Here is a 23,216-nt window from a genome sequence, read left to right on the forward strand (position 1 = left end):
ACGACCAGCACAGCACGGCAAGAAGGGCACGGCCTCGTGGCACGGTTTCGGACATGGGTGGGCATCGCGCTGGCCGGGGCACTGTCGGTGTCCCTGGCCGGCTGCAGCAGCACCGGCGGCAAGCGCGCCGAGGACGCCCGCAAGGCCGCGTCGGCCCAGGGCAGGGCGGCGGTGGACACCCCCCGCTGGACCTTCGCGATGATCACCCACTCGGGCGACGGCGACACCTTCTGGGACATCGTCCAGAGCGGCGCCGAGCAGGCCGCGGTCAAGGACAACATCAACTTCCTCTACTCGCACGACGACGAGGCGCAGCAGCAGGCCCAGCTCGTGGACGCCGCCGTCGACAAGAAGGTCGACGGCATCGTCGTCAGCCTCGCCAAGCCCGACGCGATGAAGTCCGCCCTCGCCCGCGCGCACAAGGCGGGCATCCCCGTGATCACGGTGAACTCCGGCTCCGCGGAGTCCAAGGAGTTCGGCGCCCTCACCCACGTCGGCCAGGACGAGACCGTCGCGGGCGAGGCCGTGGGCGACGAGCTGAACCAGCGGGGCCGCAAGCAGGCGATCTGCGTCCTCCACGAGCAGGGCAACGTCGGCCACGAGCAGCGCTGCGACGGCGTCGAGAAGACCTTCGACGGCAAGCTCCAGCGGCTCTACGTCAACGGCACCAGCATGCCGGACGTGCAGTCCGCCATCGAGGCCAAGCTCCAGACCGACAAGTCCGTCGACGCCGTCGTCACCCTCGGCGCCCCCTACGCCGACACCGCCGTCAAGGCCAAGCAAGGCGCCGGCAGCAAGGCGGAGATCGACACCTTCGACCTCAACGCCAAGGTGGCCGCCGGACTCGAGGACGGCACCCTCGGCTTCGCCGTCGACCAGCAGCCCTACCTCCAGGGCTACGAGGCCGTCGACCTGCTGTGGCTGTACAAGTACAACGCCGACGTCCTCGGCGGCGGCCGGCCCGTGCTCACCGGGCCGCAGATCATCACCAAGGACGACGCCGCGGCCCTGGCCGACTACACGAAGCGGGGCACGCGATGAACGCCACGCAGGTGAGGGAGGCCGACGAACGGCTCCTGCGGACCTCTCCGCTGCGCAAGCTCCTCGGCCGCCCCGAACTGGGCTCCGTCGTCGGCGCGGTCGCCGTCTTCGTCTTCTTCGCGTTCTTCGCCGACAGCTTCCTGCGCGCCTCCAGCCTCAGCACCGTGCTCTACGCCGCCTCGACGATCGGCATCATGGCCGTCCCGGTGGCCCTGCTGATGATTGGCGGCGAGTTCGACCTGTCCGCGGGCGTCATGGTCACCTCCTCGGCGCTGGTGTCGTCGATGTTCAGCTACCAGATGACCGCCAACGTCTGGGTCGGCGTCGGCGTGTCGCTGCTGGTCACCCTGGCGGTCGGCGCCTTCAACGGCTTCATGCTCACCCGCACCAAGCTCCCCAGCTTCATCATCACGCTCGGCACGTTCCTCATGCTGACCGGCCTGAACCTGGGCTTCACCAAGCTCATCGACGGCACCGTGTCCACCAAGTCCATCGCCGACATGGAGGGCTTCCCCTCCGCCCGCGACGTCTTCGCCTCCACGGTCACCGTCGGCGGCGTCGGCTTCAAGGTGACCATCCTGTGGTGGCTCGCCCTGGTAGCCGTCGCGAGCTGGATCCTGCTGCGCACCCGCGCGGGCAACTGGATCTTCGCGGTCGGCGGCAACAAGGACGCCGCCCGCGCGGTGGGCGTTCCGGTCACCGGGACCAGGATCGGCCTCTACATGGGCGTGGGCCTCGGCGCCTGGATCTCCGGCCAGCACCTGCTGTTCTCCTACGACGTCGTCCAGTCCGGCGAGGGCGTGGGAAACGAGCTGATCTACATCATCGCGGCCGTCATCGGCGGCTGCCTGATCACCGGCGGCTACGGCAGCGCCGTCGGCTCGGCGGTCGGCGCCCTCATCTTCGGCATGACCAGCAAGGGCATCGTCTTCGCCGAGTGGAACCCCGACTGGTTCAAGTTCTTCCTCGGAGCGATGCTGCTCCTCGCGACCCTGCTCAACGCCTGGGTCCGCAAGCGCGCGGAGGCCACCAAATGACGCAGACCGCAAGCCGTACGGCACTCGTCGAGCTGTCCGGCGTCAGCAAGAACTACGGCAACGTCCGCGCCCTGGAAGGCGTGTCCCTGGAGGTCCACGCCGGGGAGATCACCTGCGTACTGGGCGACAACGGCGCGGGCAAGTCCACCCTCATCAAGATCATCGCCGGGCTGCACCGGCACGACGGCGGCACGCTGCGGCTGGACGGCGAGGAGACCCGCCTGTCCTCCCCGCGCGAGGCCCTGGACCGCGGCATCGCCACCGTCTACCAGGACCTGGCCGTCGTCCCCCTCATGCCGGTCTGGCGCAACTTCTTCCTCGGCTCCGAGCCGCGCAAGGGCGTCGGCCCCTTCAGGCGCCTGGACGTCGACCACATGCGCCGCACCACCCACGCCGAGCTGCTGCGCATGGGGATCGACCTCCGCGACGTCGACCAGCCCATCGGCACCCTCTCCGGGGGCGAACGCCAGTGCGTGGCGATCGCCCGCGCGGTGCACTTCGGCGCGAAGGTCCTCGTACTGGACGAACCGACGGCGGCCCTCGGCGTCAAGCAGTCGGGCGTGGTCCTCAAGTACGTGGCGGCGGCCCGCGACCAGGGCCTGGGTGTCGTCCTCATCACGCACAACCCGCACCACGCGTACCTGGTGGGCGACCGCTTCGTCCTCCTGAAGCGCGGCACGATGGTCGGCAACCACGAGCGGGAGGACATCACCCTGGACGAGCTGACGAGGCAGATGGCGGGCGGAAACGAGCTGGACGATCTACGCCACGAGCTGCAGCGGACCCAGGGGCGCGGGGCTGTGTGATGTGCGGCTCCGCCGCGTGGTCGCGAGTACCCACGATGCACCCGCACCCGGCAACGAACCGGTCACGCCACCCCCTGTCCCATTCGGCACCCGGCACACCCGTGCGGCACAATCGCACCCGATGAGCACCTACCGCGACTTCACCGCCCCCATCGGCTCCCGCCGCGCCCCGGTCCTGCGCACCGTGGGCACGAGGGAACGCCGCTCGCACCTCTCGGCACCCCGCGTGCCCACGGTCGGCATCGACATCGGCGGCACGAAAGTCATGGCGGGTGTCGTCGACGCCGACGGCAACATCCTGGAGAAGCTCCGCACGGAGACCCCGGACAAGTCCAAGAGCCCGAAGGTCGTCGAGGACACGATCGTCGAGCTGGTGCTGGACCTCTCCGACCGGCACGACGTGCACGCCGTGGGCATCGGCGCGGCCGGCTGGGTCGACGCCGACCGCAACCGCGTCCTGTTCGCCCCCCACCTGTCCTGGCGCAACGAGCCACTGCGCGACCGCCTCGCAGGCCGCCTGGCCGTCTCCGTCCTCGTGGACAACGACGCCAACTCCGCCGCCTGGGCAGAGTGGCGCTTCGGCGCCGGCCGCGGCGAGGACCACCTCGTCATGATCACGCTCGGCACCGGCATCGGCGGCGCGATCCTGGAGGAGGGCCAGGTCAAGCGGGGCAAGTACGGCGTCGCCGGCGAGTTCGGACACATGCAGGTCGTCCCCGGCGGTCACCGCTGCCCCTGCGGCAACCGCGGCTGCTGGGAGCAGTACAGCTCGGGCAACGCCCTGGTCAGGGAGGCCCGCGAGCTGGCCGCCGCCGACTCGCCGGTGGCCTACGGCATCATCGAGCACGTCAAGGGCAGCATCGGGGACATCACCGGGCCGATGATCACCGAGCTGGCCCGCGACGGCGACGCCATGTGCGTCGAGCTGCTCCAGGACATCGGGCAGTGGCTCGGCGTCGGCATCGCCAACCTCGCCGCGGCCCTCGACCCGTCCTGCTTCGTGATCGGCGGCGGGGTCAGCGCCGCCGACGACCTGCTGATCGGCCCCGCCCGCGACGCCTTCAAGCGTCAGCTCACCGGCCGCGGCTACCGCCCCGAGGCCCGCATCGTCCGAGCCCAGCTCGGCCCCGAGGCCGGCATGGTGGGCGCCGCCGACCTGGCCCGGCTGGTCGCCCGCCGGTTCCGCCGGGCCAAGCGGCGCCGCGTCGAGCGGTACGAGCGCTACGAGCGGTACGCGGAGGCCCGCCGCACGTCCCAGGAGTCGCTGTGACGGAGACCCTGCCGCAGCAGGCGGCGTCCCCGGAGGACCCCGGGCCGCCGGGCGAGGACCGCCGCCACATGATCCGCCGCCGTGCGCTCACGCTGCTGATCATCGTGCTGCTCATCGGCGTCCCGGCCGGCTACCTCGCGATCTCCGCCGGCCAGAGCCGCGACAGCGGCAGGGACAAGGAGGCGAAGTACGCGGCGACCGGCATGACCGAGGGCTGGCCGTCCAAGCTCCAGCGCCGCATCTACGAGGTGCCCGTCCCGGTCCCCTCGGACGAGGTCGCGTACTACGAGACGAACAACTGGAAGACCAGCCGCCTCTACGTCCAGTTCCAGACCACGAACGCGGGCCTGGACGTCTTCCTGGCCGGGCTGGGCGTCGACCGGGACGCGCTCAAACAGGACAAGATCGCGATCAGCGACCGCGCCCAGCGGGTCACCGGCTGGGAATTCGGCGGCTCCGGCTCCTGGTGGGGTCTCGTCAAGGAGCAGGAGGACCCCGCGCCGACCCAGGACGTCGTCGTGAACATGGACGACCCCGACTACCCGATGGTCTACGTCGTCTCGCACACCGTTCCCTAGGCTCCCGGGTCCTGTCGCCACATTCCCCTCGTCCGCCCGCGGAGCGGGCCCGGGGAGGCCGTCGGAGCCGATTGTCAGACCCCGCCCGTACAGTCGAAGACAGTTGATCGGGCCGACGGGCGGGAGGTGACAGGACGCATGGGCGACACGGCCGTGACGGAGACGACGGCTCCCGGACGGGCGGGGGAGCGGGCGGCACAGCCCGGGGAGACGACGCGGTACGAGGGGGCGGCGCGGCGCGCGGGGGCTTCCCGGCAGGAAGGGGCGGCGGCGTCCGTCCCCGCCCGGCTCGCGGCCGTCTTCCTGCCCGCGCCCCTCCCGCGCGAGGGACGTATCGCCTTCTGGGACCCCGAGGGCGGACCCGTCACCGGCCCGGCCTCCGCGTACGACACCGGCACCGGAACCGGCACCGACGCCGCGCCGTTGCCCGGGGCGGACCCCGGGGGCAGCCCCGTCGCGGGGGCGGCCCCCGGGCAGGGCGGGGCGGAGGAAGCGGCCGCGGCGGGTGCCGGAGGCGGAGCACGGCCGCCCGGACCCGAGGAGCTGACCGTCGTACGGCCGCACGGCGCCGGCGTGCGCCGCAGGACCACGCCCGCGGTGTCGCTGCCGCTCGACGAGGCGCTGCCCCTCCTGGTGCGCGCCCGGCACGACCCGGCCGCCCACCCCGCCACCGCCTGCTGGGGCGCCGCCGCCCTGCACGCCCTGCGGCTCACCGCGCGCGGCCGGCTGCTGCCCGGCCTGACCCCGACCGGACACGACGCCTGGCGGGCCGGCCCGCTCGGCCCCGACGACATCGCGCACCTGCGGGCCGTGGCCGCCGCCCTGCCCCCCGAGGGCCACGCCGTCCCGCTCGACGGGCCGGGACCGATCCGGCTGCCGGAGCCGGAAGCACTGGTCCGGGCCTTCCTCGACGCGGTCGCCGACACCCTGCCCCGCACCCCGGCCGCGCCGCACGCCTGCGGCCGTCCGTTCGCCGCCCGCGGGGCCCAGCACCTGCCCGACGCCCACGACTGGGCCGCCGAGGTCGCCGCGGGCATGGACACGGGCGTGCGGATCTCGCTCCGCCTGGACCTGTCGGCGTACGACCTGTTCGACCGGGACGCGGACGGAGACGCGGGCACGGAGGGCGGCGGACGCACGGGCGTGCGCAACGCGGGCGCGGCGGTCGTCCAGGTGCACAGCCTCGCCGACCCCACCCTCGTCGCCGACGCCGCGGACCTCTGGTCCGGCACGGCCGACGCCTCCTTCGGCCCCCGCGCGCGCGTGGACGCCGCCCTCGCGGTGCGGCGCGCGGCGCGGGTGTGGCCGCCGCTGGACCGGCTCACCGAGCAGGACGTGCCCGACGTGCTCGGCCTGTCCGAGGAGGAGGTCACCGACCTGCTGGGCGTGGCGGCCGGCCGGCTCGCCGCCGCCGGCGTCGCCGTGCACTGGCCCCGCGACCTGGCCCAGGACCTCACCGCGACCGCCGTGGTCAGGACCGCGCCCGGTTCGGCGACCGACGGCACGGGCTTCTTCGAGAGCGAGGACCTGCTCCAGTTCCGCTGGCAGCTCGCGATCGGCGGCGACCCGCTGACCGAGGCCGAGATGGACACCCTGGCGGAGGCCCACCGCCCCGTCGTCCGGCTCCGCGACCGCTGGGTACTGGTCGACCCGGCGCTCGTCCGCCGGGCCCGCAAGCGCGATCTCGGCCTGCTCGACCCGGTCGACGCCCTCGCCGTCGCCCTCACCGGCAGCGCCGAGGCCGACGGCGAGACGGTCGACGTGGTGCCGGTCGGCGCGCTGGCCGAACTGCGCGACCGGCTCACCGCGGGTGTGCGTCCCGCCGAGGCACCGCCGGGCCTGCACGCCACCCTGCGCGACTACCAACTGCGGGGCCTCGCCTGGCTCGACCTCATGACCTCGCTCGGCCTCGGCGGCTGCCTCGCCGACGACATGGGCCTCGGCAAGACCGTCACCGTCATCGCCCTGCACCTGAAGCGGGCGCGCGCCGAGGCGACGCTGGTCGTCTGTCCGGCCTCGCTCCTGGGCAACTGGCAGCGCGAGATCGAGCGGTTCGCCCCCGGCGTCCCGGTCCGCCGCTTCCACGGCCCCGACCGCACCCTCGACGGCCTGGCCGGCGGCTTCGTCCTCACCACCTACGGCACGATGCGATCCGCCGCCGAGACCCTGGCGGGGCAGTCCTGGAGCATGGTCGTCGCGGACGAGGCGCAGCACGTGAAGAACCCCTACTCGGCGACGGCGAAGGCCCTGCGCACGATCCCGTCCCCGGCACGGGTGGCGCTGACGGGCACCCCCGTGGAGAACAACCTCTCCGAGCTGTGGTCCCTCCTCGACTGGACCACCCCCGGGCTGCTCGGCCCCCTGAAGTCCTTCCGCGCCCGGCACGCGCGCGCGGTGGAGAACGGCGAGGACGACCAGGCCGTGGAGCGCCTGGCCCGGCTGATCCGCCCCTTCCTGCTGCGCCGGAAGAAGTCCGACCCCGGCATCGTCCCCGAGCTGCCGCCGAAGACCGAGACGGACCACCCCGTCCCCCTCACCCGCGAACAGGCCGCGCTGTACGAGGCGGTGGTGCGCGAGTCGATGCTCGCCATCGAGGCCGCCGAGGGCATGGGCCGCCGCGGTCTCGTCCTCAAGCTGCTGACCTCGCTGAAGCAGATCTGCGACCACCCCGCCCTGTTCCTGAAGGAGGAGCACCCGCCGGGCGGGCCCGACCGGATGACCGCCCGCTCGGGCAAACTCGCGCTGCTGGACGAGCTGTTGGACACGGTGCTCGCGGAGGACGGCTCGGTGCTGGTCTTCACGCAGTACGTCGGCATGGCCCGCCTCATCACCACGCACCTCGCCGCCCGCGCGGTCCCGGTCGACCTGCTGCACGGCGGTACGCCGGTGCCGGAGCGCGAGCGGATGGTGGACCGCTTCCAGAGCGGGGCGACCCCGGTCCTCGTCCTGTCCCTGAAGGCCGCGGGCACCGGCCTGAACCTCACCCGCGCGGGACACGTCGTGCACTTCGACCGCTGGTGGAACCCGGCGGTGGAGGAACAGGCCACCGACCGCGCCTACCGCATCGGCCAGACCCAGCCGGTCCAGGTCCACCGGCTCGTCACCGAGGGCACGGTCGAGGACCGCATCGCCGAGATGCTCCGGTCCAAGCGGGCCCTGGCCGACGCGATCCTCGGCTCCGGGGAGTCGGCCCTCACCGAACTGACGGCCCGTGAACTGTCCGACCTCGTGTCCCTGCGGAGGCCGTCATGACCCCCCGGCCCGCCGACGAGGCCCGCCGCGCCCTGCGGGAGGCTCGCGCGCGAGCGGGAGGACCGGACGGGGAGCGCGGGCCGGCGTCACCGTCGCCGGGACCGGGACCGGTGCCGTCGGCGCCGATGCAGGGTCACGAGGGTGGTGCCCCGGACGGGAAGCCCACGGAATCCCCCGAGCCACGCCCGGGGGACACCGCCCGCGCCGCACTGCGCCGGACACGGCATGCCGGGCCGCCCGGTCTTGCCGACGCCGGTGACGCCCCGTCACATCGGGAGACCCCGGCGGATGCGGTGGACCCGGCGAGTTCGGGGCGTCCGTCAGGTTCGGCGGGTCCGGGGGAGCCGGTACAGCGGGGAGAGGGGGGTGACGGGGGTGACCGGTCCGACGACGTGACCGCGCCGACCGCCCCGCACCCCGATGGGCCGTCCCGTTCCGGTGCCGTGGAAGGGGGCGACAGCCGTCCGGCCGACGTTGCGCGGGAGGCGTTGCGGGCGGCGCGTCGGCGGGCGAAGGCGGAGGCGGCGTCCGGGGCCGCGTCGGCCGGGGGAGCGGCGCGCACACGTCGGGCGCCCCGTCCGGACGGCGGCCGGCGGCGGGCGGGCGGCGCGGGCACCGCCGACGCCCGCGCACGTGCCGTACGGGACTTCGCCGCAGGCGCCTTCCGGCTGCCCTCGGAGGCGGACCCGGCAGAGGAGACCTCGTCGGCCGAGGAGACCTCGTCGGCAGGGGAGACCGGGGCGACCCCGCGCACCGGCAAGCGGGCCGAGCGGGCTTCCGGTGTGGCGCGGGCGGCGGCTTCGTCTGCGGAGTCGGCCTCGTCGTCCGGTGCGGGTCCGCGTGTGCGCTCCGGTGCTGCGGTCCCCCGGGAGGGTCGGGCGGCAGCCACGTCTCGTGGGCGCGCCTTGCCGCCCGGGCCCGTCTCGTCTCCTGGGCCCGTCACGTCTCCTGGCTCCGCATCGGCGCCCGGGCCCGTCACGTCACCTAGGCCTACATCGGCCTCCGGTTCTGCATCGGCCCCTGGCTCCGCGTCGGCCCCCGGTTCTGCATCGGCCCCTGGCTCCGCGTCGGCCTCCGGCTCCGCATCGGCGCCCGGGCCCGACACGTCCCCTAGGCCCGCATCGGCCCCCGGCTCCGCCTCGGCCTCCGGCTCCGCCTCGGCCCCCGGCCTCGCCTCGGCCTCCGGCTCCGCCTCGGCCCCCGGCGTCGGACCGGTTCCCGCCGTTGGCCCAGACTTCGCCGTCGGCTCGTCCGCCGCCGTCGGCCCGGTCCCCGGGGCCGGTGGCGAGCCCGCCGCCTCTCCTCGCGCCGGGCACACGCCCCGCTCCGAAGACCCGGCCTCCACTCCCGAGCGTGAGCGGCCGGAGCGGCGGCGGCCCCCGGAGCAGCCGTCAGCGGTGCGCGACCGGGCCGCCGGCCACCCCGCACCGCCGCCCGCCCGCCCCCGCGCCCCCCGCTCGATGGCGGCCCCGGACCGGGACGGTGAGCTGCGCAGGACCTTCCCCGCGCTTCCGCCCCGTGCGGCCGCGGACGAGGGTCGCGCCGGGACCTGGTGGGGGAACGCCTGGGTGACCGCGCTGGAGGAGGGCGCCCTGGACCCCGCGAGGCTGGAACGCGGGCGGGGATACGCCGAGCGGGGGCGCGTGGACGCCATCACCGTGACACCCGGGCTGGTCCTCGCCTACGTGCAGGGCAGCCGCGCCCGGCCGTACCGCGTACAGGTGCGGCTGCGGACGCTCGGCGACGCCGACTGGGACCGGTTCCTGGACGCCGCCGTCGAACGGCCCGGACACATCGCCGCCCTCCTCGACAAGGAACTCCCGCCCTCCCTGGCCGACTTGGCGGACCAGGGCGTGCCGCTGCTGCCCGGCCCCGGCGAGCTCACCCCGCAGTGCAGTTGCCCCGACTCCGGCCACCCCTGCAAGCACGCCGCCGCCCTCTGCTACCAGACGGCACGTCTGCTCGACGCCGACCCCTTCGTACTGCTCCTGCTGCGCGGCCGGGGCGAGCGCGAGCTGATCGACGCCCTGTCCCGGCGCAACGCGGCCCGCGCGGCCCGCACCGCCCAGGACCGCGGACCGGCACCCCTGCCCGGCGTACGGGCCGGTGAGGTACTGGCCCGGCGTGCCCTGCCGCCCCTCCCCGCGCCGTTGCCCGCGCCCCCGCACCCGGAACAGCCACCGGCCTGTCCGACCGCACCGGGCGGCCCCGACTCCTTCGCGCTGGACCAGCTCGCCACCGACGCCGCCGCCCGCGCCCACGCCCTGCTCACCACCGGCCGCGACCCGGTCGGCGGGCTGACACTGTGGCAGGACGCCGTCCGCCTCGCCGCGGCCCGCCCCGGCTCCGGGCTCACCGCGGGCACCCGCGCCCTCTATGCGTCCCTCGCCTCGGCAGCCGGACGCGACACGGCGGAGCTGGCGCGCGCCGTCGCCGCCTGGCGGCAGGGCGGGCCGGAGGGACTCGACGTCCTTGAGGAGCCCTGGGACCCGCCGGCGGGCCGATTCGACCGCGCGCGCCCCCTGCTCCTCGCCGCCGACCTCCCTGCCTTCCGTCCCCGGCGCAACCGCCTCACCCACCCCCGGGGGCATGTCCAGCTCAGACTCGGCCGGACCGGACTCTGGTACGCGTACGAGTCGGAGCCCGGCCGCGAGGACTGGTGGCCGCGCGGCACCCCCGATCTGGACCCGGTCGGCGCCCTGACCGGGCTGGGTACCCGAGTCGACCTCTGACGCCCGGGCCCGGAGGAGGCGTTGTCTTCGGCCGACCGGATGGATAGCCTCACCCATGGCATGTGACATTGCACAGTGCGGTGTGGTGCGTGATGCGTGGAGGAGGAGTCGTTGACCCTCAAGGTCGTCGTCGTGGGCGCGGGAGTGGTCGGAGCCGCCTGCGCCTTCCACGCCGCCTCGGCCGGCCTGGACGTCACGGTCGTCGACCGCGGACCCGTGGGCGCCGGGACGACGAGCCGGGGAGAGGGCAACGTCCTCGTCTCCGACAAGGAACCCGGTCCCGAACTCGCCCTGGCCCGGTTGAGCCGCACCCTGTGGGAGGAGGCGGGCCGCGAACTCGGTCCCGGCACCCTCGAACTGGAGCCCAAGGGCGGACTGGTCGTCGCGAGCACCGAAGAAAGCCTCACCGCGCTCCGTGAGTTCGCCGCGCGGCAGGAGGCGGCCGGTGTCCGCGTCGAGCCGGTCGACCGCGTACGGGACCTCGAACCCCACCTAGCCCCCGGGATCCCCGGCGGCGTGCACTACCCGCAGGACGCGCAGGTGCAGCCGGTGCTGGCGGCAGCCGCCCTGCTGCGCGCCGCCGTACGGCGCGGAGCGCGGTTCCGCACGGGCGAGGTCGTCGCAGCCCTGACCTCCCGTGACGACGACCGCACCCCACACCGTCCACCCCGACCCGGCCCGACCTCGGCCGGCCCGACCTCACCCGGTCCGGGTCCGGCCCCATCCGGCCCACCCTCACACGGCCCGACCCCCGAAGCCCCGTTCCCCGAAGGCTCGCTCCCCCAAGGCCCACCCCCCGAAGTCCCGTCCCCCGACGGCCGGATCACCGGCGTCCGGACGGCCGCCGGTGACGTCCTGCGCGCCGACTTCGTCGTCAACGCCGCCGGGACCTGGGGCGGTGAGGTCGGCCGGCGACTCGGTGCGCCCGTCGAGGTGCTGCCCCGCCGCGGCTTCGTCCTGGTGACCGAACCGCTGCCGCCGGCGGTCGTCCGGCACAAGGTCTACTCCGCCGACTACGTCGCCAACGTCGCCTCCTCCGACGCCGGTCTGGAGACGTCCTGCGTCGTGGAGGGAACCCGCGGCGGCACCATCCTCATCGGCGCCAGCCGGGAGCGCGTCGGTTTCGACACGACGATGAACACCGCCGTGGTCGCCCGTCTCGCCGCACAGGCGTGCCGGCTCTTCCCGTTCCTGCGCGGGGTCCACCTGATGCGCGCCTACCGAGGCTTCCGGCCGTACTGCCCCGACCACCTGCCGGTGATCGGCCCCGACCCGCGCGTGCCGGGCGTCGTCCACGCCTGCGGTCACGAGGGGGCGGGCGTCGGCCTCGCCCCCGGGACCGGCGCGCTGGTGACGGCCCACCTGCTCGGCCGGCCCTGGCGCGGCGCCGACCCGGCCGCGCTCACCGGTCTCCTGCCCGACCGCTTCCTCGCCCCCGGAGGTGCGCGCCAGTGAGCGAGATCGTCGTCGACGGCGAACCCGTGCCGTTCGTCGAGGGACAGACCGTCGCCGCGGCCCTCGTCGCCGCGGGCCGGGTCGCCTGGCGCACCACCCGCCTCGGACGGCGCCCCCGGGGCGTCTTCTGCGGCATCGGCGTCTGCTTCGACTGCCTCGTCACGGCCGACGGGACCCGCGGACAGCGCGCCTGCCTGCTCCCGGCCCGGCCGGGCATGACCGTCACGACGCGGGAGGACGACGATGAGTGAACCCGTGGACCTCGTCGTCGTGGGCGCGGGCCCGGCGGGCATGGCCGCCGCGGCCACGGCGCTCGCCGGTGGACTGCGCGTCGTACTGCTGGACTCCGGAACGGCCCTCGGCGGTCAGTACTGGCGGCACCCGCCGGAGCACGCGCGAGCGGCCGTACCGACCGACGACCTGCACCACGGACTGGGCCGGTACCGCGCCCTGTGCCGGGCGCTGGCGGCACACCGCGCGGCGGGCCGGCTCGACCTGCGCCTGGCGCACCACGCGTGGGCCGCCGTCCGCGAGGGCGGCGGATTCGCGGTCCACGCCGCCGACCGCCGCGACGCACCGCGCGAGACCGCGGTCGTCCTGCGGGCGCCCAGGCTCCTCGTGGCGACCGGCGCCTACGACCGGCAACTGCCCTTCCCGGGCTGGGACCTGCCCGGAGTCCTGACCGCGGGCGGCCTGCAGGCGCTGCTCAAGGGCGGCGGCGTGGCGGCCGGCAGCCGCGTGGCGCTGGGCGGCACCGGGCCGTTCCTGCTGCCGGTGGCCGCCGGTCTCGCCGCGCGCGGCGTCGAGGTCGTCGCGGTGTGCGAGGCGGCCCACCCCCGGGCCTGGCTGCGCCACCCCGGCCCGCTGCTGCGCAACCCCGGCAAGTGGGCCGAGGGAGCCGGATACGCGGCCACGCTCGCCCGCCACCGCGTCCCGGTCCGCCCGCGCACGGCGATCGTCGCCGCGGAGGGCGGCGAACGCGTGACGGCGGTGCGCATCGCCTCACTGGCGCCGGACGGCAGCCCGCGCCCGGCCACGGAACGCCGTGTCGAGGTCGACGCCGTGGGTGTCGGCTGGGGCTTCGCACCCCAGCTCGACCTGCTCGTCCCCCTCGGCTGCGCCCTCACCGGGTCGGCGGACGGCAACGCGGTGGCCGCCGTCGACGCGGGGCAGCGCACCACCGTCCCCGGTCTCTACACCGCGGGCGAGACGTGCGGCGTGGGCGGGGCGGCGCTCGCCGTGAACGAGGGCCGGCTGGCGGCCTGGTCGGTCCTCGCCGACTCCGGTGCCGCCGCCCCCGCAACCGCGAACCGGGCCAGGACCGCGGTGCGTTCGGCGGTGGTCCGGCAGCGTGCCTTCGCCCGGGCGACGGCGCTGGCCCACCCGGTGCCTCCCGCATGGTCTGCCTGGCTCACCGACGAGACCGTCGTGTGCCGCTGCGAGGAGGTGACCGCCGGGGCGGTGCGGACCGCCCGCACCGACGGCGCCCACGACCACCGGCAGGTCAAGCAGCTCACCCGGGCCGGCATGGGCTGGTGCCAGGGGCGGATGTGCGGCCCCGCCGTGCACTGCCTCACGGCGCGCGGGCGGGGACGGGCGTACGAGCCCGCCGAACGGCTCGTCGCGACGCCCGTCACCCTCGGTGCGCTCGCCGGCCTCGACGAAGAACCGACGGACCACGCTGAACCCGACAAGGAGTGCTCATGAGCGAGACCCGCAAGCCCTGGCACGGCGTCGTCGTCGCGACCAGCCTGCCGTTCCACGACGACCTCTCGGTCGACTTCGGCGCCTACGGCGAGAGCGTCGCCCACCTCGCCGAGCAGGGGATGCACGGCGTCGCGCCCAACGGGTCGCTGGGCGAGTACCAGACCCTCACGTACGAGGAGCGCGACCGCGTCGTCGAGACCGCCGTCGCCCACGCGCCCGAGGGGTTCACCGTCATGCCGGGCGTCGGTGGCTACGGCGGCCGGGAGGCCAAGCGGCACGCGCAGTTCGCCAAGGACGCGGGCTGCCGGGCGGTCATGTGCCTGCCGCCCAACGCCTACCGGGCCGACGACCGCGCGGTGCTCGAACACTACGAACTGGTGGCCTCGGCGGGGCTGCCCGTCACCGCGTACAACAACCCCGTCGACACCAAGGTGGACCTGCGTCCCGACCTGCTGGCCAAGCTGTACGCCGAAGGGTTCGTGGTCGGCGTCAAGGAGTTCTCCGGCGACGTCCGGCGCTGCTACGAGATCGCCGAACTGGCCCCCGGTCTCGACCTCATGATCGGCACCGACGACACCGTGCTGGAGGTCGCCCTGGCCGGCGCCAAGGGCTGGGTCGCCGGATATCCGCAGGTCTTCCCCCGGGCCTGCCTCGCCCTGTACGAGGCGTCCGTCCGGGGCGACCTGGAGACGGCGCTGCCCCTCTACCGCCAACTGCACCCGGTGCTGCGGTGGGACAGCAGGACGGAGTTCGTCCAGGCCATCAAGCTCGGCCAGGAGCTGACCGGCCGCCGGGGCGGTGCGTGCCGGCCGCCGCGGCAGCCGCTGGCCCCGGAGGCGGAGGCCGTCGTGCGCGCCGCCACCCAGGCCCTGATCGACGCCGGGGTGAACTGACGATGCGCTCGACGGTCTGCTACCACGCCGTCGACTCGCACACCGAGGGCATGCCCACCCGCGTGATCACCGGCGGCGTGGGCGTCCTCCCCGGCGCGACGATGTCCGAGAAGCGGCAGCGGTTCGTCGCGGACCGCGACCACCTGCGCACCCTCCTGATGTGCGAACCGCGCGGGCACGCCTCGATGTCCGGGGCGATCCTGCAGCCCCCGACCCGTCCGGACGCCGACTACGGGGTGCTCTTCATCGAGGTCTCCGGCTGCCTGCCGATGTGCGGTCACGGGACCATCGGCGTCGCGACGGTCCTCGTCGAGACCGGGATGGTCGAGGTGACCGAGCCGGAGACCCGGGTCCGGCTCGACACCCCGGCCGGACTGGTCACCGCCCGGGTACGGGTGCGCGACGGCCACGCCGAGTCGGTGACCCTGGAGAACGTGGCGTCGTACTGCCACGCGCTCGACCAGGTGGTCGACGTCCCCGGGCACGGGCGGGTGCGCTACGACATCGCCTACGGCGGCAACTTCTACGCCTTCGTCCGCACGGACGACCTCGGCATCCCCTTCGAACGGGCGCACAAGCAGCGGCTGCTCGACGCCGGACTGGCCGTCATGGACGCCGTCAACCGGCAGAACCCGGTGTCCCACCCGGAGCATCCCGAGATCGACGTGTGCCACCACGTCTATCTCGAGGCCCCCGGATCGACCGCCGGGCACTCGCGGCACGCCATGGCCATCCATCCCGGCTGGTTCGACCGGTCGCCCTGCGGCACGGGCACCAGCGCCAGGATGGCGCAACTGCACGCCCGCGGCCTGCTGCCGGCCGGCCGGGACTTCGTCAACGAGTCGTTCATCGGCTCCCGGTTCGTCGGCCGGATCCTCGGCGAAACGACGGTCGCGGGACGGCCGGCCGTCCTGCCGTCCGTCACCGGCCGGGCCTGGATCACCGGTACCGCGCAGTACCTGCTCGACCCCTCGGACCCCTACCCGGCCGGCTTCACCCTCTGAGGGGCCGGGCGGGTGCCCTCCGCCCAGAGGGTGCGCACGTGCGCGAGATGGCGGCGCATGCACTGCTCGGCCTCGGCGCCGCGCCCGGCCGCCATCAGATCCAGCAGTTCGACGTGTTCCTCGGCGGAAGCGACCAGCCGGCCCGTCTCGTTCAGGCTTCCCAGCCCGAACAGACGCGACCGCGTGCGCAGATCGGCGACCACCCGCACGAGATGCTGGTTGCCCGCCAGGGACAGCAGTCCGAGGTGGAAGCGGTGATCGGCCTCGACGTACGCGAGGACGTCGTGCTCCCGGGCCGCGGTGACGATCTCCTGCGCCAACGGCCGCAGGGCCTCCAGTTGCTCCGCGGTCGCCGTCGTCGCGACCCGTCCCACGGTGGGCACCTCGATCAGGGTGCGGATCTCGGTGAACTCGTCGAGGTCCCGCTCGGTCATCTCGGTGACCCGGAACCCCTTGTTGCGCACCGCTTCGACCAGGCCCTCCCGGGCCAGGTCCAGCATGGCCTCGCGCACCGGGGTCGCGGAGACGCCGAGTTCGGCGGCCAGGGTGGGGGCGGAGTAGACGAGGCCAGGGCGCAGGTCACCGGCGATGAGGGCGGCACGGAGCGCGTCGGCGACCTGGTCGCGCAGCGGGGTCCGGACGGAGACCGCCCGGGACTTGAGATGCGGCATCGGTGCTCCTGCGTCCGGCCGGCGAAGGGGCTGCCACTTTACAATGTCACGTTGCGCAGACGGCCCGGCCCCGGCGCCCGGTGTCCGATTCTCGACGGTCCGCGTTAAATGCCTGGACTGTGCGCCTCGTTGGACGGGAGACTTCCGGCTTCCGAACCACCGGGAGTGTGATGGGCACCACAGAATCACGGGGGCCGGCGCCCGGCAGGAGCGCGGTCGTCCTCGCGCTGCGCCACTACGGCCTGGAACTGCTGCGACTGCGCCGCCTGGCGCTGCCCGCGCTGCTGCTGCCGGCCGTGGGCAACATCGGCATCCGCTACGTCGCCCCGCTGCTGATCGCCAAGTTGGCCGGACAGGCGGCGGGCGACGGTCTCGCCCTCGGCCCGGCACTGCCGTACGTGCTGGCTTTCGGTGCGACGCTGCTGCTCGCCGAGGCCGTCTGGCGGGTCGGGCAGCACTGCCTGAACCGGGTGTGCGCCCTCGGCATGGAACACCTGTACGTCAGCGGCATGGACGAACTCCTCGCCAAGGACGCCGCCTTCTTCCACGACAACTTCGCCGGCTCCCTCACCAAACGCGTCCTCAGCTACGGCAAGCGCTTCGAGGACTTCACCGACACGATGACCTACCGCGTCGCGGGCAGCCTGGTCCCCCTGCTCTTCGGGGCCGTGGTGCTGTGGAGCTACGAACCGATGCTGGTCGTCGGCCTGTTCGTGATGCTCGTGCTGACCGCGACGGCCGCGACCCCGCTGATCCGGCGCAGGCAGCGGCTCGTCAACGACCGGGAGGCGGCGATCGCGCGGGTCTCCGGCCATGTCGCCGACAGTCTCGCGAACATGGAGACCGTCCGGGCGTTCGCGGCCGAACGGCGCGAGGGCGCCGAACACCGCAGCCGGGTCGCGGAGTCCCGGCGTCTGACGCTGAGGTCCTGGGACTACGGCAACCTGCGCGTCGACACCCTGATCGCCCCTCTGTCCGTACTGACCAACATGCTGGGCCTGGTGGTCGCCCTCGCCCTCGGCGGACCGGGCCAGGGGGTGGAGGAGATCGTCGTCGCCTTCACCTACTACTCCAACGCCACCCAGATCATGTTCGAGTTCAACCAGATCTACCGGCGGCTCGAAAGCTCCGTGACCGAGGCCGCGCAGTTCACCGAGCTGCTCCTCGACCCGCCCACCGTGCTGGACGCCGACGACCCCGAGCCGCTCGCGCCCCGGGACACCGGCGTCCGCTTCGAGGCGGTGACCTTCGCCCACGCGGGCGCCGAGCCGATCTTCCGCGGGCTCGACCTGGACGTGCCGGCGGGCTCCCGGATCGGCCTGGTCGGCAGGTCCGGCGGCGGCAAGACCACCCTCACCCGGCTGCTGCTGCGGATGTCGGACCTCGACCGGGGACGCATCCTCGTCGGCGGTCAGGACATCGGCCGGCTCCGCCAGAGCGACCTGCGCTCACTGATCGCCTACGTCCCGCAGGAACCCGCGATGTTCCACCGCAGCCTGCGGGACAACATCGCCTTCGCCCGGCCCGGTGCCACCGACGACGAGATCCACGCCGCCGCCGAGGCCGCCCACGTCACGGAGTTCGCCGACCAGCTCCCCGAGGGCTTCGCCACGCTGGTGGGGGAGCGGGGCGTGAAGCTGTCGGGCGGCCAGCGCCAGCGTGTCGCCCTGGCCCGGGCCATCCTGCGCGACGCCCCGATCCTGCTGCTCGACGAGGCGACCAGCGCCCTGGACTCGGAGAGCGAGATCCTCGTCCAGGACGCGCTGTGGCGGCTGATGGACGGACGCACGGCCCTCGTCGTCGCCCACCGCCTGAGCACCGTCGCCGGCATGGACCGCCTCGTCGTCCTCGACCGCGGACGCGTCGTCGAGCAGGGCAGCCACGACAAGCTCCTCGCCGCGGACGGGGCCTACGCCCGGCTGTGGCAGCACCAGTCGGGCGGCTTCCTCGGCGAGACCGCCGAGCCGGCCCTCGAACACCCCGTCCCGGGCCCCGGCCCCGGCGACCCGCACGGCCCGGCCGACCCCGTACCGGTGGTGTGACGGGCGCTCCGGGCCCGTACGGCGCCCCGGCCGGCGGGACAACCGAACGAGTGACCGTCGTCCGGTTTGCCCCCGGCCGGGGAAGGCACTCCGGGAGTGTCCTTCCCGCCCGTCCAGGAGAGAGCCCCATGCCCCAGGCCGCCGACCCCCTCGACGCGTGCACGGTCGACGCCGTCGACGTGCACGCCTTCGAGGTGCCCACCGACGGCCCCGACGGCAAGGAGCAGGACGGCACCCTGGAATGGGACTCCACCACCCTCGTCCTCGTCCGGGTGCACGCCGGCGGCAGGACCGGCCTCGGCTACACCTACGGCGACGTCTCGGCCGCCACGTTCGCCAGGTCGGAGCTGGCCCCCGTGATCGAGGGCGCGAGCGTCGGCTCACCGGCGGCACTGAGCGGGCGGATGGCCGCGCGGATGCGCAACGCGGGCCGTCCGGGCGTCGGGGCCATGGCCCTGTCCGCCGTCGACGTGGCGCTGTGGGACCTCAAGGCGCGACTGCTGGACCTGCCCCTGGTCCACCTCCTGCCCGCCCAGCACGACCGGGTGCCCGTCTACGGCAGCGGCGGCTTCACCAACTACCCCCTGGACCGGCTCACCGACCAGCTCGGCGGCTGGGTCGGACAGGGCATCCCCCGCGTGAAGCTCAAGACCTCGCGCCGGCCCGAGCACGACGCCGAGCGCCTCACCGCCGTGCGCCGGGCGATCGGCACCGGGCCGGAACTGTTCACCGACGCCAACGGCGCCCTCGGCCGCAAGGAGGCCCTGTACTGGGCGCACCGCTTTCACGACGAGTGGGACGTGCGCTGGTTCGAGGAGCCCGTCGGCTCGGCGGACCTGGAGGGCCTGCGGATGCTGCGTGAACGGGGACCGGCACGGCTGGAGATCGCCGCGGGGGAGTACGCCTTCACCGCCCAGGACTTCGCCAACCTCACCGAGGGCCCCGCCGGCCCGGCCGTCGACTGCCTCCAGGCCGACGTCACCCGCTGCGGCGGCATCACCGGCGTACTGGAGATCGCCGGCCTGTCCGCCGTCCGGCACCTCGACCTGTCCGCGCACTGCGCGCCGGCGGTCTCCGCCCACGCCTTCTGCGCCGTACGCCGGCTGCGGCACCTGGAGTACTTCCACGACCACGTGCGCGTCGAGCACCTGCTCTTCGACGGCACCCTGTCACCCGAGGGCGGCTGCCTGCGCCCCGACACCGGCCGGCCGGGACTCGGCCTCGACGTCAAGTGGGCCGACGCGGAGCCCTACCGCGTCCACGGCACACGACCGTCCTGACCAGGCACGCCCAGGTCGGCGTGGCCCAGGGCACGCGGCACCAGGACACGGGGCCTGCCCCGCCGTCGTACCGGCCGGTTTCCCGGCCCTGCCGCGCCGGGAGTGTCATCTCCACCGCCGGCGGATGCACGGGATCCCCGGCCACCGGCCCGCCGCCCGAGCCCCGGTGCCGCGTCAGGCCACGGCGGCGATGGAGCGGCCCGCCCAGTCCGGAGCCGGCTCGGTCAGCTCCGCGAAGCGGTGCCTGACCGGTTCCGGGAACGCGACGGCCCGGCCCGCCTGCCGGTCGACGTGGACCGCGAGCAGTTCCGTCGTCGCCACCGGGGCCGCGTCGGGCGCCGGTTCCGACTCCGGCCCGGGCACCACGTACATCTCGTGCGTGAAACGCGCCTTGCGGGCCGCCGCGCCCAGCACACGTGTCCGGACGGCCAGATGGGCGGCCTCCGGCACGTCCCGCAGGTAGCGGACGTGGGACTCGACCGTGTACAGGGAGCAGCCCGTGGACTCCCGGTAGCCCGCGTCCAGGCCGGTCTCGATCATCAGCGCGTCCGTGGCGTGGCCGAAGACGAGGACGTAGAAGGCCTCGCTCATGTGGCCGTTGTAGTCGATCCACTCCGGACGCACGGTGCCGCGGAAGAGCGGGAGCCCCGTCATCGGGCACCCTCCCCGCGGTCCAGGCGGCCGGTGGCGCGCAGTACGTCGATGACACCCCGGTCGCGTTCGGCCACCAGGTCCGCGATGGAGCGGCCGTCCGCCGCCTCGTCGCAGCCCGCCACCACGGCGTCGTACAACTCCTTGTCCAGCTCCGGGGCCCGCAGGCGCGTCCACGGCGACTTCAGGGACGGGCCGAAGTGGTCCAGCATGTGCGCCATGCCGCCCTCGCCGCCCGCGAGCGCGAAGGTCAGCATCGGTCCCATCACCGCCCAGCGCAGCCCGGGTCCCTCGGTGATCGACAGGTCGATGTCCCGGACGGTCGCCTCGCCGTTGGCGACCATGTGCAGCGCCTCGCGCCACAGGGCCTCCTGGAGGCGGTTGGCGATGAAGCCCGGCACCTCGTTGTCCATCGTGATGACGGACTTGCCTGCCGCCTCGTAGAAGCGGGCGGCCCGGGTGACCGCCGCCGCGTCGGTGCGCTCGCCGCCGACGACCTCGACGAGCGGGATGAGGTAGGGCGGGTTGAACGGGTGTCCGACGACCAGGCGCGAGGGGTCCGCGGCCGTCGTCTGCATGTCCGTCATCGGATAGCCGGAGGTGGAGGAGGCGATGACGACACCGGGCGGTGCCGCCGCGTCCAGACGGGCCAGCAGGTCGCGCTTGAGGTCGAGCTTCTCGGGCGCGCTCTCCTGGACGAACTCGGCGTCGGCCACGGCCTGTTCGAGAGTGGCGGCGACGGTCAGCCGGTCCGTCGACGCGCCCTCGGCGAGACCGAGGGAGGTGAGCGCCGGCCACGCCGCGTCGACCAGGCGACGCAGCCTGCGTTCGGCGTCGGGGGCGGGGTCCCAGGCGGTCACGTCGTAGCCGCGGGCCAGGAAGTGGGCGACCCAGCCGCCGCCGATGACTCCGGCGCCGACACAGGCGACGCGGCGGATGTTCTCGGGTGCGGTCGTCCCGGGTGTGTTCATGAGGGGTTCCTTCGTCGTCGCGGCGGGCTACTGGCGCGGCTTGAGGCCGAGGGCGGCGCGGGCCTCGTCCGGGGTGGCGACGCGGGCGCCGATCGACTCGGTGATGGTGACCGCCCGCTCGACGAGCTGGGCGTTGGTCGCCTTGTTGCCCCGGCCGAGGTACAGGTTGTCCTCCAGGCCCACCCGGACGTGTCCGCCCAGCAGGATGGACTGCGCGACCCACGGCATCTGCATCCGGCCGAGCGCGAAGCTGGCCCAACGGGCGCCCTCCGGCAGCATGTTGACCATCGACTGGAGCACTCCGGGGTCCGCGGGCGCGCCCCACGGGATGCCCATGCAGAGCTGGAACACGGTCGGGTCGTCGAGCAGGCCCTCGGCGAGCAACTGCTTGGCGAACCAGAGCTGTCCCGTGTCGAAGATCTCCAGTTCCGGCCGCACGCCCAGCTCCTGGATGCGCCGCGCGCCCGCGCGCAGCATGTCGGGCGTCGAGACGTACAGGCTGGAGCCGTCGCCGAAGTTGAGCGAGCCGCAGTCCAGCGTGCAGATGTCGGGCAGCAGGTCCTCGACGTGCGGCAGCCGCTCCAGGCCCCCGACGAGGTCCGTGCCGGGCAGGTGGGTGAGCGGTTCGTCCGGGTCGATGACGAGGTCGCCGCCCATGCCGGCGGTGAGGTTGATGACGACGTCGGTGCCGGTCTCCTTGACGCGCTCGACGACCTCCCGGTACAGCTTCGGGTCGCGCGAGGGGGCGCCGGTCTCCGGGTCGCGTACGTGGATGTGGACGACGGCCGCCCCGGCGGCGGCCGCCTCCACGGCGTTCCTCGCTATCTGCTCCGGGGTGACCGGGACATGGGGGCTCTTGCGGACGGTGTCGCCCGCGCCGGTGAGCGCGCAGGTGATGATGACGTTCTCGGTCATGGGCATGCGGGGGCCTCCCGAAATCTTGCCGCTGTTGGTGACGTTCCCGGGCTACGGAGCCAGGATCGTGTGGGTGACGTGGGTGGTCAGCGCCGCGTGCATCGCGTCCGCCGCACGGTCGGCCGACGGCCCGTCCACCGAGAGGACGTGCGTCGCCAGACCGTCGATCAGCGCCGTCAGGGTCAGCGCCGCCGCCTCGGGGTCGGTCCCGGCGCGGAACACGCCCTGGGCGACCCCCCGGCGCACGACGTCGGCGACGGTCTCGCGCCACTGGCGGTAGTACTCGGAGTGCAGTCGGCCCACCGCCGTGGAGCGCGCGGCCTCGGCCCACAGGTCGAGCCACACCGCCCACTGGCGGCGCTGCTGCGCGGTGCGCGGCGTCTGCAGCGCGATGAGCTGACGCAGCTCCGCCGCCGCGTCGTCCGCCTCGGCGAGGAGGGCGGCGCGGTGCGACGTGTCCTCGTCCATGCACCACCGCACGGCCGCCTCCAGGAGTTCGGCGCGGCCGGGGAAGTGGTAGTGGATCGCGGCGCTGCTGGTGGCGCAGGCGCGGGCGATGTCGGCGACCCGCACCGCGTGGAAGCCGTGCTCGGCGATCAGCCGGACCGTCTCGCGGACGATCTGCAGCGGCCGGCCGCCCTCGACGCCGGCGGCCGGCGCCGTGGCCTTCCCGCGCGGCCGGGTGCCGAGCAGCCAGCCCGCGTCGACCCGGCCCTCGTCGGCGATCCGTGCCAGCTCCGCGGCCGTGAAGCGGCGGGTGCCGCTCAGCGAACGCGAGAGCTTGGAGGGGTCCATGACTACCCGGCGCGCGAACTCGCGCTGGCTCACCCCCGCCGCCGCGACGACCTCGCGGACGCGGGCGGCGGTGTCGGCGGTCGGTGCGCCGTCGAGGACGTCGTCGGTTTCCACGG

At 74.3% G+C, this 23,216-nt stretch carries 19 protein-coding genes; 14 read left to right on the forward strand and 5 right to left on the reverse strand.

Annotated features, from left to right (window positions below; translation table 11 throughout):
• Window positions 1–36: 36 nt before the first annotated feature.
• The 12 genes from IG88_RS0105355 to IG88_RS0105415 all read left to right on the forward strand — a co-directional run bounded on the left by IG88_RS0105355 (window position 37) and on the right by IG88_RS0105415 (window position 15,775).
• Window positions 37–1,041 carry a sugar ABC transporter substrate-binding protein gene (locus IG88_RS0105355; RefSeq protein ID WP_031035537.1) on the forward strand — a complete coding sequence of 335 codons (1,005 nt, stop codon included), beginning with the start codon at window positions 37–39 and terminating at the stop codon, window positions 1,039–1,041.
• Complete coding sequence (locus IG88_RS0105360) at window positions 1,038–2,078, forward strand: ABC transporter permease (RefSeq protein ID WP_031035538.1); 1,041 nt, start codon at window positions 1,038–1,040, stop codon at window positions 2,076–2,078. The genes IG88_RS0105355 and IG88_RS0105360 overlap by 4 nt, the downstream gene beginning before the upstream one ends.
• A complete protein-coding gene (locus IG88_RS0105365; protein WP_031035539.1) occupies window positions 2,075–2,884 on the forward strand; it encodes an ATP-binding cassette domain-containing protein in 810 nt (269 codons plus the stop codon). Before IG88_RS0105360 ends, IG88_RS0105365 begins: the two co-directional genes overlap by 4 nt.
• A gap of 121 nt (window positions 2,885–3,005) precedes the next feature.
• The gene (locus IG88_RS0105370) at window positions 3,006–4,154 is read left to right on the forward strand and encodes an ROK family glucokinase (RefSeq protein ID WP_031035541.1); all 1,149 of its coding nucleotides are present in this window, start codon (window positions 3,006–3,008) and stop codon (window positions 4,152–4,154) included.
• Entirely contained in the window at window positions 4,151–4,732 is a 582-nt protein-coding gene (locus IG88_RS0105375) for a hypothetical protein (RefSeq protein WP_031035543.1), read from the forward strand. The genes IG88_RS0105370 and IG88_RS0105375 overlap by 4 nt, the downstream gene beginning before the upstream one ends.
• Window positions 4,733–4,870: 138 nt before the next feature.
• Window positions 4,871–7,984, forward strand: a complete 3,114-nt coding sequence (locus tag IG88_RS0105380; RefSeq protein WP_031035545.1) for a DEAD/DEAH box helicase — start codon at window positions 4,871–4,873, stop codon at window positions 7,982–7,984.
• 668 nt (window positions 7,985–8,652) lie between these two features.
• Entirely contained in the window at window positions 8,653–10,716 is a 2,064-nt protein-coding gene (locus IG88_RS44105; RefSeq protein WP_420712072.1) for an SWIM zinc finger family protein, read from the forward strand.
• A gap of 111 nt (window positions 10,717–10,827) precedes the next feature.
• Entirely contained in the window at window positions 10,828–12,171 is a 1,344-nt protein-coding gene (locus IG88_RS40855) for an NAD(P)/FAD-dependent oxidoreductase (RefSeq protein WP_037835375.1), read from the forward strand.
• Window positions 12,168–12,422, forward strand: a complete 255-nt coding sequence (locus IG88_RS0105400) for a (2Fe-2S)-binding protein (RefSeq protein ID WP_031035548.1) — start codon at window positions 12,168–12,170, stop codon at window positions 12,420–12,422. Before IG88_RS40855 ends, IG88_RS0105400 begins: the two co-directional genes overlap by 4 nt.
• Window positions 12,415–13,878 (forward strand): NAD(P)/FAD-dependent oxidoreductase, encoded by a 1,464-nt coding sequence (locus IG88_RS0105405; RefSeq protein ID WP_031035550.1) that lies wholly within the window; start codon window positions 12,415–12,417, stop codon window positions 13,876–13,878. Before IG88_RS0105400 ends, IG88_RS0105405 begins: the two co-directional genes overlap by 8 nt.
• Window positions 13,875–14,771, forward strand: a complete 897-nt coding sequence (locus IG88_RS0105410; RefSeq protein ID WP_031035552.1) for a dihydrodipicolinate synthase family protein — start codon at window positions 13,875–13,877, stop codon at window positions 14,769–14,771. The genes IG88_RS0105405 and IG88_RS0105410 overlap by 4 nt, the downstream gene beginning before the upstream one ends.
• A gap of 2 nt (window positions 14,772–14,773) precedes the next feature.
• Complete coding sequence (locus tag IG88_RS0105415) at window positions 14,774–15,775, forward strand: proline racemase family protein (RefSeq protein WP_031035553.1); 1,002 nt, start codon at window positions 14,774–14,776, stop codon at window positions 15,773–15,775.
• Here IG88_RS0105415 and IG88_RS0105420 read toward each other — a convergent pair.
• The gene (locus tag IG88_RS0105420) at window positions 15,751–16,446 is read right to left on the reverse strand and encodes a GntR family transcriptional regulator (protein WP_031035554.1); all 696 of its coding nucleotides are present in this window, start codon (window positions 16,444–16,446) and stop codon (window positions 15,751–15,753) included. The two genes, IG88_RS0105415 and IG88_RS0105420, sit on opposite strands and share 25 nt — an antisense overlap.
• Window positions 16,447–16,616: 170 nt before the next feature.
• Between IG88_RS0105420 and IG88_RS0105425 the strand changes: the two genes are divergently transcribed.
• Together IG88_RS0105425 and IG88_RS0105430 are read left to right on the forward strand one after the other, a co-directional pair.
• Window positions 16,617–18,488: an ABC transporter ATP-binding protein gene (locus IG88_RS0105425; protein ID WP_051851762.1), complete on the forward strand. Its 1,872-nt coding sequence runs from the start codon at window positions 16,617–16,619 to the stop codon at window positions 18,486–18,488.
• A gap of 128 nt (window positions 18,489–18,616) precedes the next feature.
• Window positions 18,617–19,768: an enolase C-terminal domain-like protein gene (locus tag IG88_RS0105430; protein WP_031035557.1), complete on the forward strand. Its 1,152-nt coding sequence runs from the start codon at window positions 18,617–18,619 to the stop codon at window positions 19,766–19,768.
• Window positions 19,769–19,942: 174 nt separating this feature from the next.
• Here IG88_RS0105430 and IG88_RS0105435 read toward each other — a convergent pair whose 3' ends face one another.
• Genes IG88_RS0105435 through IG88_RS0105450 form a run of 4 tightly spaced genes read right to left on the reverse strand, consistent with a single transcriptional unit; the run spans window position 19,943 to window position 23,214 of the window.
• Window positions 19,943–20,422, reverse strand: a complete 480-nt coding sequence (locus IG88_RS0105435) for a thioesterase family protein (RefSeq protein ID WP_031035559.1) — start codon at window positions 20,420–20,422, stop codon at window positions 19,943–19,945.
• Complete coding sequence (locus IG88_RS0105440; RefSeq protein ID WP_031035561.1) at window positions 20,419–21,390, reverse strand: 3-hydroxyacyl-CoA dehydrogenase NAD-binding domain-containing protein; 972 nt, start codon at window positions 21,388–21,390, stop codon at window positions 20,419–20,421. Before IG88_RS0105440 ends, IG88_RS0105435 begins: the two co-directional genes overlap by 4 nt.
• A 27-nt stretch (window positions 21,391–21,417) precedes the next feature.
• Window positions 21,418–22,311 (reverse strand): 3-keto-5-aminohexanoate cleavage protein, encoded by an 894-nt coding sequence (locus IG88_RS0105445; RefSeq protein ID WP_031035564.1) that lies wholly within the window; start codon window positions 22,309–22,311, stop codon window positions 21,418–21,420.
• A gap of 45 nt (window positions 22,312–22,356) precedes the next feature.
• The gene (locus tag IG88_RS0105450; RefSeq protein WP_031035566.1) at window positions 22,357–23,214 is read right to left on the reverse strand and encodes a TetR/AcrR family transcriptional regulator; all 858 of its coding nucleotides are present in this window, start codon (window positions 23,212–23,214) and stop codon (window positions 22,357–22,359) included.
• Between the last annotated feature and the right edge of the window lie 2 nt (window positions 23,215–23,216).

Source organism: Streptomyces sp. NRRL F-5650, from assembly GCF_000721365.1.
GTDB lineage: Bacteria > Actinomycetota > Actinomycetes > Streptomycetales > Streptomycetaceae > Streptomyces > Streptomyces ardesiacus.